General features: G+C 65.8%; 11 protein-coding genes. 4 read left to right on the top strand and 7 right to left on the bottom strand.

The genetic code is table 11. The features are described from left to right. Window positions 1–1,026: 1,026 nt before the first annotated feature. Window positions 1,027–3,072 (top strand): hypothetical protein, encoded by a 2,046-nt coding sequence (locus U5640_RS20065; protein ID WP_340377142.1) that lies wholly within the window; start codon window positions 1,027–1,029, stop codon window positions 3,070–3,072. 85 nt (window positions 3,073–3,157) lie between these two features. Here the strand turns inward: U5640_RS20065 and U5640_RS20070 are convergent, their stop codons facing one another. Then, window positions 3,158–4,375, bottom strand: a complete 1,218-nt coding sequence (locus U5640_RS20070; protein ID WP_340377143.1) for a hypothetical protein — start codon at window positions 4,373–4,375, stop codon at window positions 3,158–3,160. Continuing rightward, a complete protein-coding gene (locus tag U5640_RS20075) occupies window positions 4,372–6,573 on the bottom strand; it encodes a sensor histidine kinase (RefSeq protein ID WP_340377144.1) in 2,202 nt (733 codons plus the stop codon). Before U5640_RS20075 ends, U5640_RS20070 begins: the two co-directional genes overlap by 4 nt. Before the next feature lie 535 nt (window positions 6,574–7,108). Between U5640_RS20075 and U5640_RS20080 the strand changes: the two genes are divergently transcribed. Further along, on the top strand, window positions 7,109–9,088 hold the full coding sequence (locus U5640_RS20080) for a DNA cytosine methyltransferase (protein ID WP_340377145.1): 1,980 nt from the start codon (window positions 7,109–7,111) through the stop codon (window positions 9,086–9,088). Here U5640_RS20080 and U5640_RS20085 read toward each other — a convergent pair. After that, entirely contained in the window at window positions 9,016–9,684 is a 669-nt protein-coding gene (locus U5640_RS20085) for a very short patch repair endonuclease (RefSeq protein WP_340377146.1), read from the bottom strand. The genes U5640_RS20080 and U5640_RS20085 overlap by 73 nt on opposite strands. Here U5640_RS20085 and U5640_RS20090 point away from each other — a divergent pair. Continuing rightward, on the top strand, window positions 9,602–9,790 hold the full coding sequence (locus tag U5640_RS20090; protein WP_340377147.1) for an AbrB/MazE/SpoVT family DNA-binding domain-containing protein: 189 nt from the start codon (window positions 9,602–9,604) through the stop codon (window positions 9,788–9,790). The two genes, U5640_RS20085 and U5640_RS20090, sit on opposite strands and share 83 nt — an antisense overlap. Window positions 9,791–9,821: 31 nt before the next feature. Here the strand turns inward: U5640_RS20090 and U5640_RS20095 are convergent, their stop codons facing one another. From U5640_RS20095 to U5640_RS20110, 4 genes are read right to left on the bottom strand one after another with little or no spacing between them, the layout of a single operon-like run. Next, window positions 9,822–11,840, bottom strand: coding sequence for an AIPR family protein (locus U5640_RS20095; RefSeq protein WP_340377148.1), 2,019 nt, complete (start codon window positions 11,838–11,840; stop codon window positions 9,822–9,824). Further along, complete coding sequence (locus U5640_RS20100) at window positions 11,833–12,840, bottom strand: PD-(D/E)XK motif protein (protein ID WP_340377149.1); 1,008 nt, start codon at window positions 12,838–12,840, stop codon at window positions 11,833–11,835. The genes U5640_RS20095 and U5640_RS20100 overlap by 8 nt, the downstream gene beginning before the upstream one ends. Next, on the bottom strand, window positions 12,837–15,626 hold the full coding sequence (locus U5640_RS20105; protein WP_340377150.1) for a Z1 domain-containing protein: 2,790 nt from the start codon (window positions 15,624–15,626) through the stop codon (window positions 12,837–12,839). The genes U5640_RS20100 and U5640_RS20105 overlap by 4 nt, the downstream gene beginning before the upstream one ends. Window positions 15,627–15,675: 49 nt before the next feature. Beyond that, window positions 15,676–17,151, bottom strand: a complete 1,476-nt coding sequence (locus U5640_RS20110) for an ATP-binding protein (protein WP_340377151.1) — start codon at window positions 17,149–17,151, stop codon at window positions 15,676–15,678. A 544-nt stretch (window positions 17,152–17,695) separates the two neighbouring features. Between U5640_RS20110 and U5640_RS20115 the strand changes: the two genes are divergently transcribed. After that, complete coding sequence (locus tag U5640_RS20115; RefSeq protein WP_340377152.1) at window positions 17,696–18,178, top strand: winged helix-turn-helix domain-containing protein; 483 nt, start codon at window positions 17,696–17,698, stop codon at window positions 18,176–18,178. Window positions 18,179–18,215: the final 37 nt, after the last annotated feature.

Genomic DNA, 18,215 nt, shown 5'->3' on the forward strand with positions numbered 1-18,215 from the left:
AGGGAGTCACCGATTTATTGGGCAAGCGCGTGACTTGGGACGGGCGCAGCATCCAGGCCCGTGTCGAGACCGCACAGCTCGCGACTTCACTGCGCCGAACCGACGACCGAGATCACGGGACTTGCTCCAATCTCAGATGGCGCGGCCTGTAAGCCGCTCCTTCGTTCCCCGCTGGACGTGAGACATATCAGGACCGGACAATCCCAACGCCGCCGACCGTCCCGTCGAAGACCAGTTCATTTCATCGGTCGCTGTACGGCATCGCTAGGTGCCTGATGGACTGTCACGCACGACTGTCCACCGGTTGTCCACCGAGAGCCTCGGTGCGAGCCTGACCCATCCCTCCCAAGCAGACAGAAGACCAGGTCAGAGGATCGAAGCTGGATTCTCGTCACAGAAGCGGCACCTCTTACCTACGCATTACGATGCACAGACCACAGGTGCCCGATTTACCCGGATCTCAAGGTGGCGAAAGATAAAAACCCCAGGTCAGAGGCCTGACCTGGGGTTCACCATGGAGCCGCCTTCGGGATTCGAACCCGAGACCTACGCATTACGAGACCGTGAGCGTTCGTGTTGCATGGTGCCTGGTCGTGCTGTGTGGTGACGTTTTCCCTGATCAGAGCACGTGCTACAGGTTGACCCGTGCCACCCTGTGATGCACTGTCCAAAGGCGTCTGTCCACCGGCTGTCCACCGACGGGGTTGTCACCGGCCCAGCAGTGAGACCGGAGCTGGTCTCCCGACGACGCGTTCGACCGATCGGAGAGCCGGACGGGGGCCACTGTAGAACCTCCACAAGCACCCCTTCACTCAGCCGGCACCTCGCCCCCGGTCAGCCATGCACGACTTGGCGGTCGATCCATTCTAAGGGCGGCCTCGCCTCCCCATCGGCTCGTGGATCGTGCACGAAGACCTTCCAACGCAGACGGCGGGCCCCACGCCAGCATCGTCGTCGCGCGAGGGCACCGACAGTCACGAAGAAAACATCACGCTTCAAGCAGGTTGCCGGTGTCATCCTGTGCTGGTGGACGTATCTCTTCCCGACCAACTGGGCACAGTTGAACGAGAGTCCCGCGCGGCTGCGCGAGAAGTGATCCGAAAGCTCAATCTTTCCGCGCCTCCTGAGCAGATCACGGGACAGCAGGAAGGCGCCTTTGTACCGGTGACCCGCACGCAATGGAAGACGGTGTTGAGGGACGCCGACCTGTCCAGGCTTCAGCGGGAGACCTACGAGAAGGTTACGGAGATTCTGCGCCTGCGGACCGCTTCGGGCCGAACTGTCGGAAAGCGGCTTCCGGAGTTGTTGCGTGGTCTCCACGCGTCGGTTGGCGCCTGGGGCGCTGTCGCAGAAGAGGTGTCCCGGTTCAGTCCGTCCCGTACGAGCGCGGCAGAGCGACGGTTGGCGACTGACCTGGCGCGAGCGAATCGGAACGCGGTTCAAGCGCTGTTCGCCTGCCTGGAACAGGGATGGGCGGAGTCCGCTTGGCCTGCAGTACGGAAGCATGCTCTCGCGGCCCAAGCAGCCGGGCGAACTCTGGAAGCTGCCGCCAGGACTGATCACGCCAGCCTTCCTGACGAGGACGTCTACCAGCGAACGCTCGGGGTGTCGGCCGAGCAAGTGGGTCCCGGGTCGGGTGTGGCGTCGCGGGCACGCCTCCTGGCCGCCTGGGCGGAAGCCCCGCAGATGCTCGATCATCGGCTGCGCCGGAGCATGAGACATCTGATCGATGACTCGCTGCCCCTAACGGTGATACTTCTCCATCACCTTGCCGTCCTCGCGATCTCCGATCGCCCCTTGGTAACGCACCGCGCTGCTCTCCTGGGACGTGACCTGGTGACGTCCCATCTGAAGTACGATCCGGAACTGGCATGTTCCGTGATGGCACGACACGTTGCCCGAGAACCGGAGATGGTGTCCGCCCATCGGGGACAGATCGCCTACCTCGACGCTTACTACGAGGAGGAATACCAGGAAGAAAAGGCGCGGGCGGTCATGGACCTGCACCGGGCCGTGCTGGAAGCAGACGTCAGGCGCACGGCTGTTGTGGTACTGGAACTGCTGGGAAGGACGGTTCCGCAGGGGGCCCCGCTCGCCACCGTCCGGGATCTGCTGGCAGCTCAAGACGGCCAGCCGCTGTGCAAGTTGCTTGCCTCGACGATCCGCTCCGAGTGGCGCAACGCGAACGCCCACGAGGATTTCCACTGGGACCCTGTCAACGACACACTCCTCTTGGGCGGACGGCCAGCCGATCTCGACGAGGTACTGGACGCAGCGCTCCGCGCTCGCGCCATTTGTCGCGGGTTCGAGCACGGGGTGGCAGTGGCCTACGCACAGAACACATCGCTGGTCGTCCGGGGCGCGGAGGACTCGAACTACGTCGGCCGAGACCTCTCCATACTCCAGGCAGCAGGAGAAGCCAGATTCCCGGTGCTGGACATCCGGCGCCGTGGCAGTCTCGTGCGGCTGGACGTGCCCGACGTCTCCGTTGAGAGCCTGAGAGAGGCGTTTCGTGCGATCCTCAGGGCCGCCATCGCGGACCCCAGCGTCGAGTGCTGGGAACTACGTCAGGAGTCTCCTGACCGACCTCTGCTGCACGTGGACCGTACGGGAACACATGCCGGGCTCCAGGTCGCAGAGCCCCTCTGGGAGACTGCCGACCCCCTGCCTTTCGCCACTCTCCCACTGCTGGCAAATGCCATGACCAACGCGGGAGAACCCGCCGAGGCAACAGCGTCAACGGTTCTCTGCCTGGCAGCTGCCCACGTCCTCGGTGAACGAGACCGCCTGTCGCCTGCCCTTGCACACGGGGATCCAGCCGCCAAGGACGAGTTGATCAGCACCACGAAGCTGATCAGCGACGGCGTCAAGGCGGCAGCGCGCCTGATGGAGGGAGCAGCCCACCGCAGGTTGCTGGCCTTCGCTGAAGTCCTTGCCGGAGAGTGCCACCGGTTGAAGAGCGCTCCCCCCTTCGCACTTGTGCGCGAGTTCGTGCCGGCGTACCGGGCCCTGCGGAGGCATGGGCCACCTCACCTCCCATGGATCACAGGGCTCCACGACTCTGCCGTCTGAGATCCCCGACACGGTCGGGCTCAGATCACGCTTCAGAATTCAGCGCGGGCGAGATGGCCGACAGGCTGACCATCCCGGCCGAAAATCAGGACTGCTTGGCATCCTTCGTCGTGGTACGAGGGTTCGGAACCGGCTTCTGCTCCGCGGCCTTCCCCTTTCCGTCCAGCCCCAGGGACTGCTTGATGTTCTCGTAGTCGACGACGGGGGTGCCGATCCTGGCCACCGTGTGCCCGTGCGAGGTCAGCATGGCCTCGGCGAACGGGCTGTCCAGCGTGGCGACGCGGGTCCAGGAGCGGACCTCTGCCAACGGAACAGACTGCACGATCTCGAAGTCGACCAGCAGGTCCGGGATATCGAGGTACTTGGGCAGGATCCGGTAACGGGCGTTGTTGTCGCGGAACATCTCCAGAGCCGCGTTCCGCTCCTTGCTCCCCTTGATGGGAGATCCGGCCTTGACCCAACGAGCGATCAAGGGTGCTTCGCTCAACGGAACCGCCTTGGCGAGACGCACGTACTCGGCCTTGGCCGCGCGGTTGCCGCCGCTGGGCAGGTCCTCGTAGAGGTCGCATGCAGGGGTGAGGACGAGCCACCAGCTGTCCTGGGGGTCCCGCAGAACGTCCGCCGCGGTCACGTGCTTCGTGACCGGCGGCATCAGGTACATCCGGGCGGTCGACGCGTGTCCCATAACACGGTCCTCGGAGGAACCGAGCGCGGCTCCGAGGGCCTCGGCCGCGTTCTCCTTCAGCCAGGCCGCCAGGCGGTGCACGAGGACGGGGGCGATCTGGCTACGGTCGACAGCCCCGAGCCGGTCCCAGTTCGGGGCGATCTCGTCCCGCAGGAATCCGCGTACGTGCTCGTCCACGAGGGCGGTGATGTGCCGGGTGAGGACCGGGACACCGGACTCGAGGCCCTCCCGTATCGCGGTGACGGCGTCGTCCAGCCGGTTCTTCGGCACCACCTGGATGAGCGGTGCCTGCGCCAGGTCGCTCACCTGTTCCGCGAGGCCGGTGCAGAAGACGACCGGCACCCAGCGGGTCTTGGCTATCCGGTCGTACAGTTCCCGGCCCTGCAGGTTGGGGTGCGCGGCGGAGCCACGCCGTGTCGCGTCCCTGACATCCAGAACCACCAGATCGAACGCCTGGGTCTCCAGAAGGCGTTCAGCTTCGTCGAAGTCGTTCTCGACGTGGATGTCGAGCGTTCCGAGGTCCGAGAGCTCCTCCCCGAGCATCTCGGACAGTTCCTCCGCGATGTCCACCTCGTCCTCGACGATCAAGACCCGGTACACCGCGCCCCCGTCCGTCACCCAACTCTCCTTCTCAGTCTTGCCCTGAACGTGGCTCCGGCGAGGGGCCCTGGCGTCACCAGGGACAGATCGCCGTCGTAGAAGTCCTTCACGACGCTGCCGGCGATACTGAGGCCCAGCCCGATGCCGTCCTCCTTGTCGCTGAAGTACGTGTCGAAGATCATCTCCTGGATCTCCTCACGTACTCCGGGGCCGCTGTCGCTCACGTCGATGTCGACCTCGTCCTCGGGCGTCCGCCTCGTCTCGATGAGAATGGCGCGCTCCTTCCCCTTGGGCAGGGTGGAGAGCCAGTAGATCGAGTTCCCCACGAGGTTGTGGACCACCTGGGAGATGTCACCGGGGTCAGCCGTCACTGTCACGTCCTCCCCGCTGACGGTGACGGTGATGCCGTGCTTCTCCAGCGTGCCCTCGTGGACCGCGACGGCCTCGTCGATCGCGGCTTGGAGGGACAGGGCGCGGGGGCGGCCTCGCCGCCGGCCGCTCAGCGGCTCGACGCGGGTGAAGAGCCTGTCCAGAGCCTGTTCCTGCGCGGTGAGGTCCACGTGCATCTTCGTGAGAGCGGAGGCGAGTTGTTCGTCCTCGTCGCGCTTGCGGCCTGCCAGCTTGTTCAGCCGGCGGAGGACGTAGGCGATGCGCGTCAGTGCCGTTCGACCGTCGTGCAGTACGACGTCGACCAAGGCTCCGAGAGTCGCGAGGCGGGAAAACTGCGAGAGGACCTCCTGGACCTTCTCGACGCTCTCGTCGATCGTTTCCTGAGCCTCCTCCAGCGCGCGGCTCAACTCGGTGTCGTCCGGGTACTTCGCGTTGAGAACGTCCCGGACGGGCGAGAGGGTGAAGTTCTGGAACAGGCCGTGACGGTCGCTTCCAGCACCGGAGGGGGTGTCCACCGTGATCGGACCAGACTTGCGGTCCTCATCCTTCGGACGGCGCAACCCGTAGCGCCAGGTCTCGAGTCGGCTCACAGCCTGGGTCAGGACACCCTTCAGGTCCTCGTACTCGGGAGAGTCGATGAGCCCTTCCCGGTGCGACCGGTCCCGAAGCCCGGGGTTGCCGTCCGCCGATATGTACACGAAGCCCGCGACCTGGTTGTTGGAGAACCGCATGGTGGGGTTGTTCACGCGGCGGAGGTCGAAGCCCAGCCAGTCGAAGTCGACCTCTCCGAAGGGCTGCACCCGGAAGCCGTCCCGGTAGAGGGCGACACCGCTGTTGTCCTTGATCAGCTTGCGGACCTCGGTGATGTTGCGGGCCCCGAGGTCGATGTTGAGCATCTCCTTGAGGGAGGCCGAGTCGAGGTCCCAGGTACGGAGGTCGAGCTTCAGGGGGCCGCACTTGGGTGCCTTCCCGTGCGACGGGAAGAGGTACTGGTTCAGGGTCTCCGACTGCCCGGACGTGAGGTTGGTCATGGTCAGGTCGGCGAGACCGTTTTCGTCGATGGTCCCTATGAGGCGGTAGTGCGGATGCGCCAGGGCTTCGCTGGCCCCGACGAAGCCGGTGTGGTGGTCCAACGGCCCAGTCGGAAGCGAGAGGTAGATCGCGAACTCCGGCTGGTCGGGTACGTCCAGCTCCACAGGAGGAGGAGGGGGAAGGAGTCGGGACAGGGACCGCTTCAGGCTCTCCACCGACTCGGCCCCCCAGTCCTGACGAAGCCCTTCGAGTCGGACGAGGGTGCCGTGAGAGCCTGTCCAGGCAGACTGTTTCTCGCTTGCACGGAAAGCACTTGTCACCTCGTCGAAGAGGCGTCGCGCTTCGCCGTTGTCGGCGAACATCTCGGGAGCGCCCACGTTCCACTGGACCGGTACCTGGTCGAGGTAGGCGTTCTCGGCGGCGAAGTCGTTCCAGTCGAGCCGGATGTTCACCTCGGGGCCGCCGGCCTTGCGGCTCCTGATCGCAGTCACGGCGCCGAGGCGGGCCGCGGAGAAGCGCCCGATTCCCTTTGCGCCGAGAACCCTTCGCCCGAACTGCTCACTGCGCGGGGCGCGGTGCCGGAACGGTGTGGCAATCTCCATCCAGGTGTCCCGGACGGTCTCGGGGGACATACCGTGTCCGTCGTCCCACACCTCGATGGAACCGTAGCCCTCCTCCAAGGGCCCGTTGAACCTGATCACGACCAGGCTCGCATCGGCGTCGTAGGCGTTCTTGACCAGCTCGGTGAGTGCCACCCGCTCGTTGCTGATCAGTTCCTCGCCGAGTGTGCTCATCAGGCGCGCACGGGGACGAAGGAACGTCTGTGTGTTCTCCGAGTCCACGCTCGCCCCTCTGACCGCTTCGCACCCGCACCCCCGCCCGAGGAGTACCAGCTGCGATCTTAACGGCGGGGAGGGCTCCGGAAACGCTGCTCAGGAGATTTGGGCAGCACGTGTGCCGGGACGCGGGTTCACGGTGGTTGCGGCACCCGACGCCCGACGAAGGGGGCACAGCCCTGCGATCGAACGTGTCTTCTGGTTCGGGGGTTCGTTGAGACAGGTGACGTTCATGGACGTATCGCAACCGGAACTGGGGAGTCCCGAAGAGTAGCCCAGGGGGTGTCCTCTAATATGGGGTGGCTCAAGAGTAGGACACTGCTTCAAGTTACCAATGAGACACGGTGAGTGAACAGCAGTGTTCACCAGGCAGGTCACCCGCGTGACAGACGAGGCTTTACGGCGGCGTGGACCGGCCGGAAGCCTTGCCTCCGCAGCGTCGTGCGTGATCTCCTGGAGGTCGTTCAGGTCATCAGGTACGGAGGAGTGGGTCGTGACGGAGGAGAAGGGGGCAAAAAGCACGTACGGCGTGCCCCTGGAGCGGAGCGACTACCTCAAACTGGACAAGCACAGGCACCACTGCGAGCCGGACGATTTCAGGAAATGGGTCCAGTCCGGTTACGGAAAAGGTAAACGCCTGGCTGTTGACCTCTTCTCGGGTGCCGGCGGGCTGAGCCTGGGCCTTGAGCGGGCGGGATGGACCACCGCTGCGGCCGTGGACTTCGACGAGCGGGCTCGCGAGACGCATGCAGCGAACTTCCCGGGAATGAGTCTTTGCGTCGACCTCGGCGATGACAGCCAGCGAGGCGAATTCGTCCAGCGAATCCTGGACTCCGGCGCCGATATCGACATCGTGGCGGGAGGCCCTCCCTGCCAGCCGTTCAGTCGTGCCGGACGCAGCAAGATCCGGCATTTGGTCGAGTACCACAACCGTGACCCGCACGATCTCCGTAAGGAACTCTGGCGCGCCTACGTCGATGTGGTGGAGCAACTCCTTCCACGTGCCGTCCTCATGGAGAACGTCCCCGACATGGGGCTCGGCGACGACTTCAGCGTGATCCGCATCATCGAGGCAAAGCTGGAGAGCCTCGGGTACGTGACCCAGGTACGTCTCGTCGATGCGTGGAACTATCGCGTGCCGCAGCACAGGAAGCGTCTGATCCTCCTCGCACGGAGAGACGGTGGCGGCTTCGCGTGGGGCAAGCCGAAGAAACAGACCAAACTTCGGGATGCCATCGGCGACCTTCCTGCACTCAATCCGGAGCCTTTGAAAGCGGTGGGTGCTCGAGTCATCGACTACGACGAGCAGCAGCAGGAGTCGACGCTCCATTCCTTCGCCAAGGAGATGCGCAGAAGGGCAGACAAGGGTGTAATTCACGACCACATGACACGGCGGGTCCGCGAGGACGACTTCCGGATCTTCACGGTCATGGATTCCAAAACCCTCTACTCCGAGCTCGAAGAGAAACTGGGAGAGGACGAGAAGGATTTCCAGAGGTACGACTCGGAGCAATTCACCGACAAGTACAAGAAACTGGACTGGGAGGAACTGAGCCGCACGATCACCGCGCACATCGCCAAGGACGGTTACTGGTACATCCATCCTGAAGAGGCGCGAACGCTGACCGTGCGTGAAGCCGCGAGGATCCAGACCTTCCCTGACCGCTTTCGGTTCGCGGGTACGCGGAGCGACGCCTTCCGCCAGATCGGCAACGCGGTTCCCCCGCTGTTGGGCGAAGCCGCGGCCCGGGTTCTCCAGCCGCACGATGTTCCCGCCGGGGACGAGGCCGTGGACAAGTGGCCGAAGGTACGTGAGGAGCTGACCCGCTGGGCCAAGGAGCAGCGTGCGGGCAAGCAGTGGTACCAGTTCCCCGGCGGCCGGAAGATGAAGCCGCTCGGGGCTCTCGTCATGGCGGTGCTCTCGGGAAGCAAGCTGCACCCGAAGCAGCTCTCCGACGTGATGGACGAGGTCGCCGGGCACAGGGAACTGACGCAGGACGTCTATCTCGCCGTCGTGAACGCGGCACCGACAACAGCACTCCGCAAGCGTCTGGAGGGCAGGCTCGGTCCGGTCGTCGACAAGCCCGAGGTCTGGGTGAACGCGGATTCGGTTCTCGATCACAGCAAGGTGATGGGGCTCAAGCCGGCTGAGCACGCGTTGTTCAGGCTGCTGGCCGGCGGCGACATAATGCTGGTCGGCCAGAGTGCGTTGCGGGTGGCTGCGAGGGTTCAGGAGAACGAATCGCACCTGACCAACCGACTGACCGAGGGGCGGCTCAACCTCATCAAGCTTCTCGGCGCCGGCCGGGACGCACCGGTGCGCATGGCCGCCATCAGGTTCATCGGCGAGAACCTGTGTCGTGACAAGCAGCCCGTCTGTGGAAGCTGCCCGCTGAGCGACTACTGCCCGACCCGTCCGCAGGAGGACGAGGGAACCGCAGCCACCTTGGATGTTGCGGTAACCACAGGCTGACAGGGCCCTGCCGGGGGAACCGGGACGCTGCGGTGTGCGGCATGGGCTATGCGCTCGGCGGCCCGCCCGGCGTCGGCCCTGACCTCACACTCCCAGATGCGCACCACGGTCCATCCGGCGTCTCTCGCCGCTTCGGTGTTCCTGGCGTCCCTTTCCATGTTGGTCGTGATCTTGGCTTCCCAACGCGAGGCGTTCGGCCCTCGGAAACGCCGCGTGCCGTGGGAGGGACAGCCGTGCCAGAAGCAACCGTCGACGAAGACCGCGACGGAGTACCGGGGCAGCACGAAGTCCGCCGTGCAGCGGGGAGCGACCTTCCGGTGCAGCCGAAAGCGGAGCCCGAGGGCGTGCACGGCGCTCCTGAGGGCCTTCTCCGGTTCGGTGTCCCGTACGCGGCGGCCTCTCAGCTGTGCGCTCCAGGGCGTGCTCACCCATTCTTCGTTTGTGCTCACGAGGCCATGTTTCCACCTCGGGCGGCCATGCCGTGGGCGTGCTCCGGATGGCAGACTGACCCAGATGATCCGAGAACCCGCAGAACTCGACGTCGACGAGGCCGGCCGTGTGGAGCTCCCGCTCGGGATCCTCGCCGAAGCAGGCATCAGCCCGGGTACCAAGCTGCTCGTGTTCAGTGACGGGGACGGGCGCATCGTGCTGAGGCGGGCAGAAGACGCGATCAACGACCTCTTGCGGGAGGGAACCCTGTAGCGGCAGCCCCGGCTGTCGAGGGCTGCCGCTCTCACTCGGTCTCGTGGTCGAGGCCGACGGGCGCGGGGCGGAACCCATGCCGCAGGGCCTCTTCGTAGACCTCCATCGCCTGCCTGGCCTGGGTCCCGGTGACCCGCCGCCCCTGGGACAGACGCTGCGCAACACGGTCGGCGAGCTGTCGGTCCACGGCGCGCAGAACCCGGCCTTCGCGGGCCCAGTCCGCGAGAGCCTGCCACTCCTCGCTGGAGATGTCCTCGACGGCGGCTTCGGCCTCGTCGGACTCGGTGCTCTCGGGGGAGGCGATCTCGAAGGGCTCGGCCGTGAGCTCGGCGGCCAGCGCGTCGGGGAGCGTCCACGGGATACGGGAAACCTCGTCCCAGCAGTCGGGCTTCTTGGCCCACTCCGACACGTGCCGGTCGCCAGAGATCACCGTCTCCATGATCAAGGGACAGAGGTCGTCGAGGGCGTCCTCCAAGGCGTCCGTGGTGCCCTGCTCGTTCCAGATCCGGTCAAGGTCGATCCGCTTCTCGGCGGCGAGCGAGAGCCGGGCGACCATGTAGGTCGTGATCAGCCGCTTGTGGCTGCCAGCCGAGTGCGCACGGGCGATCCGGTCGGCAGCCTGGAAGAGGAGGGCGGTGGCTATGGCTCGCTTGCAGTACTGCACGTCCACGACGGGGTCGGACTTCTCGATCCGGTCCATGAAGTGGACGAAGTTCTTCTGGGCGCCGCGACTCACCCAGTACGGGAGCTGCTCCCAGGAGTGCACGAAAGTGGCCAGGTCGGACTTGCTGAATCTCTGCCGGCTCGGCGTGATCAGCTTGAACTTGCGCTGGGCGGCGCGGGTCTCGTGCTCGGCGGACTTGTCGGTGTACTGACCCCGCGCCCGCTCGTAGAACCATCGCGTCTCCTGACCGCTGCCGTCGGTCGCAGGAGCCCACAGACTGCGGGAGACACGCTCGAAGGCGACGTGGAACTCGTGGTTCGAGCTGAAGTCGACCAACGTCACCTTGTTCTGGGTGTTGGAGTACTTGGAGATCCTCGGAACGATCTCGGACAGGTACGCGGGATCGACGATCGTGAGTTTCATCTGCACGTGGACCCCGTCCAGGTCCCGCTTGTCCTGAGTGAGGACGTGATGCAGCGAGGCGGTGGTCTGGCCGCCGTTGACGATCTGGAGGCCGGTCATGCTCCTGATGGCGACGGGACTGCCGTCCTCGTCGGTCTCGAAGTCCACGTCCGAGGCAGTGGCGGTCACGCCGTTGTTGTAGGCGAGGAAGCGGCTCGGATCCTTCAGCAGGGTTTCGCGGATGCCCTTGTTCACTCCACCACGGGTCTGGAGGAAGGACCGGACGTTGAGTTCGAGCAGGCGGGTCCGGTGCTCCTTGTACAGTTCGGCAAGCTGTCGGCCGGGGATGACGGCCAGGACGACCGAGTAGTTCGGCTCGTCGCTGTGCGCCGCCAGGCACGGAAGAGGACGCTCGAAGGTCACCTTGATGGGCTCGCCGATACTCCCGGAGGTCTCGTGCCTGTGGAGCCGCGCAAGGTCCCAGAGCTCGTGTGTGACAGGGATCCCCTCGAACTCCCCGGGTCCCGGGGCACTCGTCGTGCTGACCCGGTTACTGAGGAGAAAAAGGCGGATCTTCGGAACATCCGACAGCGCCTTCTCCACACCGACGCACATGTCGTGCACGTCGGTGTTGTCCTCCTGGTTGGGGCGGATGGCCGCGTGCTTGCCCAGGAACGCGAACAACCTTCGGAAGAGCCTGTCGGACTCGGCCTTGGTCAGCTTGCTGCTCAACGGGGTCAGGTTGAAGTCGGTGGTGTAGAGATCGAGGCTGGACCCGTCTTCGGGCAGACCGTAGCCGTAGATCTCCAGCCCCCGGGAGGAGTGGTAGGCGAGCGCTGCGTCGGTGACGACCCCGGCCTCCTCGAGGATCTCGAGTACGTGCTGGGTGAACGTGTTCGGGATCGAGCCGCCCTCGGCGTCCGCCAGCGCCTGAATGTCGGTCACCAGCGCGCGTGAGTAGTCGTTGAGGTCGTGCTCAGACATGGGTTCCTCGGATCAGGTCGACGAGTGTTTCGGCGGTCACGCTGTGGGCGGTCAGTGCCGACACGTCGATGGTGTAGGTGCAGTTGCCCACCCCAGGCGGCAGTTCGGCCTCGACGATGCGGGGGAAACCCTCCCCGACCGTCCAGAACTCGCTGCGACGCAAGGTGTAGCGGTCGTGGTCGTAGAGGTCCCGCTGATTCGGCAGATAGCCGGCTTGGACCAGCAGACTCTCGAAGCGCTGGGCGGCGGACGGCGAGGTCAGACGGGCCCGTATCTCATCCACCAAGGCGTTCAGACTCCTGCCGAGCCCGCTTTGCCTGTCGTCGAGGACGACATGAGCCAGTGCGAGGGGCGTCGAGTCGGCCGTGTCCAGCTGCCGCTCACTCGCGATCTGGACCGTCCGGGGAGAGCGCGCCGTGGTCGCCTTCACCTCGACCGCGGCACCGGGCAGCTGGAAGTCCTGGTTCGTCTGCCGGGGGCCGGTCCAGGAACTGACGGCCGTGTGCTGGTCCACAGCCGGAAGTACGTACTCGAGAAGGAAGTGGAGTTCGCCGAAGAGACCGCACCGGGCCTGTCGGGACAGGCCGTCGCGCGACACGGAGCGCAGCAGCTGCTGCCACCGGACGTAGCGGCGAACCGCAGCCTCCGCTGCTGTCTCGGTTGTTGGTGCCTCCCGCACCACCTCAGCAATGTCGGTGACAAGCGGGGTGAAGACCTCGGTGAGTTCGTCGTCGGTGAGCATCACCTGGAGCTCGTAGTGGTTGCCGGACACCGAGGACAGGTTCAGCTGCAGGCCGCGGGTGGCCGGCAGTTCGTGGATCTCCTGACGTACGGTGTCGGCGGTCCTGGCGTCGGTGCCGAGCAGCAGCATCCGCCGGAGGGCAGGGTGCGTCACCGACACCTGGATGTCGTGCGGGGAGTCGGGGTGGAGCCGCCGGGTGGATCTGCCCGGGCTCTGCTGGTGGGCCTCCAGCTCCTGCCACACACTCTCGTCGATCACTCTTCGTCCTCGAAGTCGTCGAACTCCATGTCCTGCTTGAACCAGATGTCGTTCACCACGTACTCGGTCTTCAACTGGTGGCTGGAGAACGGGAAGCTGATGGCAAACCCGACCAGCGGAGCAACCGGCTCGGGGTTCCCCGACGACTTGGCCACCTCGGCAGGGCTGAGGGGATACAGCAGAAGCAACGGCTGGTCAGGGCGGCGCTGGTGACGCAGGGGCCGACCGCGGGGGGTGTCCGGATCGAGCGGTTCGCCCTTCCTGTTGAGCTTCCCCTTCGCTGCCTCCTGCGTGGCCTTCAGCGCACGGTCGTACTGTTCCGGGGTCAGGTCGCAGAGCTCGTCGGCGGGGCTGAGAACGCGCTTGATCGTGTAGCGGCCGGGAACGACCTCCGAGGACTTGGAGTGGCTGCGCGTGATGAGACCGACCGAATGGCCTGCGATCTCGGCAGCCGCTCCTTCGGGCAGTCGGCTAGCGAGGCGGATCGTCCAGTTGCCCAGCTCACCCTGCTTGGCGCACTGGCGTACGTACTCCGCGATGAAGGCCGGCCGCACCCGCTGGGCCTGCCGGTCGGTGAGGTAGGAGTCGAGGAAACCCTCGGTAACGTCCGAGGCTGCGACGCCACTCCAGGTGATGCTTCCGCTCCGCTCGTCCACCTTCCCGGCGGAGAGCCCATCGAGGCGCGCGACGAACGACTCGAGGAGCTCGTGGTTGTTACGAACCGCCTTCTCGGAGAGGTCGAAGATAGTCGTCTCGGGAAGTTCACCGGAGTAGCTGAGGCGGACACGCGTACCCTGCCTCATCTTGTTGGAGGCCGTGATACCGAGGCCGAGCGACGAGGTCCTGACCTTGAGACCGTACTCGCGGGGGGTGAGTCCCACCGCGGACATCTCCTCGACGTCGCGCCGGAGTTCGTCGGTGGCCGCGGTGATCTCCGCGTACTGGCGCTGCAGCGTACGTGTCGTGTACAGGCGGCACAGGTCCTCGTAGCGGGGGCGGTAGCCGAACCAGCGGCCCATCTGCAGCAGGGTGTCGTACGTCTTGGAGGCACGCAGGTAGTAGCTGACCGACAGCCCTTCGAGGGTCAGACCGCGGGAGAGCTTCTCGCCGCCGACGGCGATGACCGACAGGCCGGTCTCCCGGCGCTCGTAGTACTGGAGGGCGTCCTTCGCGGCACCGTTGACAGCCATGACGGTGATCTTTCCGAGGGCGGCGTGGAGATGCGGTTCGACGTCCTCCCAGTCGAGCCTGCCCCCGGTCATGTCCTCGGTGCAGGGGACGAAGTCCTCGTCCCAGAGCTCCCGCAGCTCTTCCTCGAGTTCTCCGCGGGCACTGCTGAACCGGTCTTGGAGGACGTCGAAGAGCAGACGCACATGGGCGTCGATCTGGTCGCGGACCTGCTGCTGTACGGCGGTGAAGCGGGTCACGTGCACCAGCATGGAGTTGTGCACGGCGACCTGCCCCCGTGCTCGACGTGCCGCGCAGGTCAGGACGAAGGACCGGATGGCACGCTGCAGCGACTCGGGCAGGAAGTCGGGAACCGGGTGGTAGGACTTGTGCTTGTCCGGCACCCAGAGGTCTGTGTCCTTGATGTGCCTTATGAGCGGCAGCGGCTCGATGTCCTCCTCGTCTCCGTCGGTCTGCAGACCGAAGACCCGCTCGGGACCGAGGTAGTTGGACGGCGCCCGCAGGGTGCGGATGAAACTCTCCGGAAAGAGGTCGGGGCCCAGCTCGTCGTGGTCGGTGTCGGGGCTGATGTAGATGTTCGCGAAAGGGGTGGCGGTGTAGCCGACGTAGGAAGCCTTCGTGAAGCTGTTGACCAACCGCCTGATGGCCTTGTTGATCGCCGACGGGTTGGTGTCGGGGTCCTTGGATGTGTTCACCCCCGCGTTGTCGGCTTCGTCGTCGATCACGAACAAGGGGAGGTCGGGAACGACCATCCGTCCGGTCTCCGGGTCCTCCACGCCGTGGTTGTCGATCACCCAGTCCCGCAGGTTGTCGATGATCCGCCGGTTCTTCTTGACCACGAGGACCACCGGAACACTGCCCACGGGCACGTTCGCGGAGACTGCTGTCTTGCGGGCGAAGTCCCCCTTCTCGTGACTGGTGGTGAGCGACGCGGCCTTCAGACGCTTGCCGTGCGACATCGCACCAACACCGATATGACGATGCGCGTCGTCGTCCGAGCGGAACTGGTACTGGGTGTCGAACCCGAGGAGCCCCTCGTCGATACGGAGCTGGGTCTGGCTGCGCAGGTCGTTGTGGATCCCGGCGAACACCACGATGAGCCGGTAGCCGGCGTCGGCTGCCTTCGCGGCGAGCCCGATGAACTGCATCGTCTTGCCGGACTGGACCTGTCCGATCACGAGCCCGGTCCGGCGCCAGACGCCTTCCCGCTGAGGATCTTCCAGCTCACCGAGAACGTCGTCTGTGCTCTGGTCGAGTCGGCGCACGACCTGCATCGGGAACTTGGACACGCTCAGGAGGTAGCGCCGGTAGCGGTCCCAGAAGTCCCACTTACGGTCGGCCTTCGCGTCGGCAAGCCAGGGAACGTGCCCCTCGTCATCCTTCATCGCGGAGGAAGCAGCCTGGAACACAGAGGCCCGGGCCTCAAGCACCTTCCGCACCTGGTCCCGATCCACGGTGATCCCCTGGGCAGCGAGAATACTGACCGCGGTGTTCACGGCGAAGTCCACCTCGGCCGGCGTTGCCTGGCGGTCACCTGGCAGGAGCAGCACGGCGGTCTGCTCGGCCTTCTCGAGACTGTCTTCGGGGGTGGTGCTCACAGCGACCTCCTGCGGCCGGGTCGGTTGGGCGTGGGGACTACCAGGTGGGTCAGGAGTTCCAGAAACCTTGTTGCTCGTCGAAGGGGGGCATGGAGCTCAGCACTCCCCGGGCGTCCTCAGGCGAGCGGCCCTGCCCGAGGAGTGCTTCGTACACCTGGCGGGCGATGTCGACGGTCTCCGGAGCGGCCGACCCCGGACCGCCGAAGGGTTCGGGGTCGTCGACCGTGTCGGTCTCGTGGAGCATCCGGAGCGCCGTGACCGGGACCGTCTCCTCAAGGAGGCGGATCATCGAGCGAACGACGTCCGGGTTGCCGCCCTGGTCGTCCATCGCTGCTTTCACCAAGGGGTGTTTTCTGTTGATGCGCAGAACGATCCGGCCGTCGTGGCGCTTCACGTTCCAGGCGAACTTCAGGGGGTCACCGTGCGCCCGCGACACGACCTGACCGCGCTGTCGTACGGAGCGGGAGGCCGCCTCGCGCGTGTACCTGGCGATCCTCTCCAGGTGACGCCGCAACGAGACGGGCGGAACGACGCTCGCCTTGCGCACGTCCACGCCCCAGTCGGTGTCGGCCTCCGCAGGGATGTCCACGGCGATCCGCGCGAGGTTGTACTTCTCCTCGCGCCGGAGGCCACGGATCCCGAGCCAGTCACCGGCCAGGATCAGACGGTCACGGCGGTAGACGTAGAACCCCTGCTGCCCCAGCCATCCCTTCTGCCCGGCAGCCGACTCGTATTCGGCTGCCGAGAGCCGCTGCGCCGTCGGGAGGACGAACGGCTCCACGCGCACCGACTCCGATCCCAGCGGTAGAGGCTCCCAGGGGATCCGCTGGACCGACGGGTGCTTGGACAGAAACGGGTCCCACGGGGAGAGGTCGGAGCCACGTACCCGGATCCGGCACCGGGCCGGACGCTGCAGGAAACGGGCGAAGACCATCGCAAGGTGGGCTTCGGTACGCTCCACCTCCGCGTAGAACTGGGCCTGCGTCTTTTCGTCGTCGCTGGCCACGGTGGTGTTGTGGTAACCGGAGAGCTGCTCCCACAGGACGATGGTCCCGTGCTGCATGCTTCCCGCGATCCGACGCAGGAGAGCGGTGGTCGTGTCGCCCGGGTCACGGAGGAGCCGCCACTCCTTGTAGTGCTCCACGACGCCGAGGTCCCACGTCCGAACGTGCCAGACTCCGTCCTTGACCGTGGCGACGGTGAGCTTGCGGCACTGGGAGAACGAGGCGGACTTCAGCCCCACACCGAAACGGCCGAGATCCGTGGCGCTCCGCTCGGCTGACGGACCGCGGGCCGCCACCGTCATGGCAGTCACAAGCTCGGGCTCCGTCATCCCCCTGCCGTCGTCCGTCACAGCGATCCAGGAAGTCTGTCCGTCCCACGTGAAGTCGACGTCGATGTTCTGGGCCTCGGCCGAGACACTGTTGTCCACAAGGTCCGCGACGGCGGCGGGGAGCGAGTAACCGAGCGAACTGAGCGACGCCACCATGCCAGCAGGGTCGGGAGCGGCGACGTCGAAGTCCATCTTCACGCTCCGTACCCGGTGTACCCGGTCAGTCCTGTGCGGTCGGTTCGCCTGTGTGCTCCGGGGAGCGGCTTGCGGCAGGACTTCTCGGGCCTCGCGCGGTGAGTGTGCCGCTACTCGTCCCACGACAGCCGAAATCCCCCGTTCGGAGCATCCTACCGAACGGGTCTCGTCTGACGTAGGTGATCTCTGTGGAGGGCTGTCTGCCAGCTTCGCGAGGCACAACACGTACGCCGCTTGGTTGCCTCGGTGGAGGACGCGAAGATCACACGCCCGGATCCGGCCGACCGTTCCGTGTGGAACCACGGCGCGTACGAGTTGCCGACCGGCAGCGGTAATGCCTCGCCGGGGCCGGTATTCCGGGCGGATTCCAGCACTGCGGCTGCGTCACTGTGCACTGGTCGACCGAGCGGACGAGGACGGGCAGGACCGGCATGCGCTCGCGCGTGCGGGCGCATCCTGCGCCGTCGTCGTACCTACTGACCTCTTCGGAGTGTTGTCGTGGGGTGGTGACATGTGGTGATCCCTGCGGTAGGCCGGAGGTATGCGGTACGCGCAGGGTGGTGGGCTGACCGCGGAGCGGCGGCGGTTTCGCGAGCGGATCCGGTACGAGGCCGGCGAGCGGTTTGCCCGCGGTGAGAAGAACACGGTGATCGCGAGAGATCTGCGGGTGAGTGAGCGGTCGGTGGAGCGCTGGCGGCGTGCCTGGCGGGAAGGCGGCATGGCCGCCCTCGCCTCCACGGGCCCGCCGAAACTGCCGAAGCTGTCCGACGGCCAGTTCGCCGAGTTGGAGGAGGAGTTGGCCCGGGGACCCGCCGAGCACGGCTGGGAAGACCAGCGGTGGACCCTGGCCAGGATCAGAGCGGTGATCTCCTGGAGGTTTGGGATCGACTGCTCGTCGGCCGGGGTGTGGCGGCTGATGCACCGGCACGGCTGGTCCTGGCAGTCTCCCGCCCGGCGGGCACTGGAGCGTGACGAGCACGCGGTGGACCTGTGGAAGAAGGATGTGTGGCCGCAGGTGGAATGACCGCGGCGGCGCTGGGAGCGTTCATCGTCTTCGAGGA

Origin of the sequence: Streptomyces sp. SS7 (genome assembly GCF_037993025.1) — a bacterium.
GTDB lineage: Bacteria > Actinomycetota > Actinomycetes > Streptomycetales > Streptomycetaceae > Streptomyces.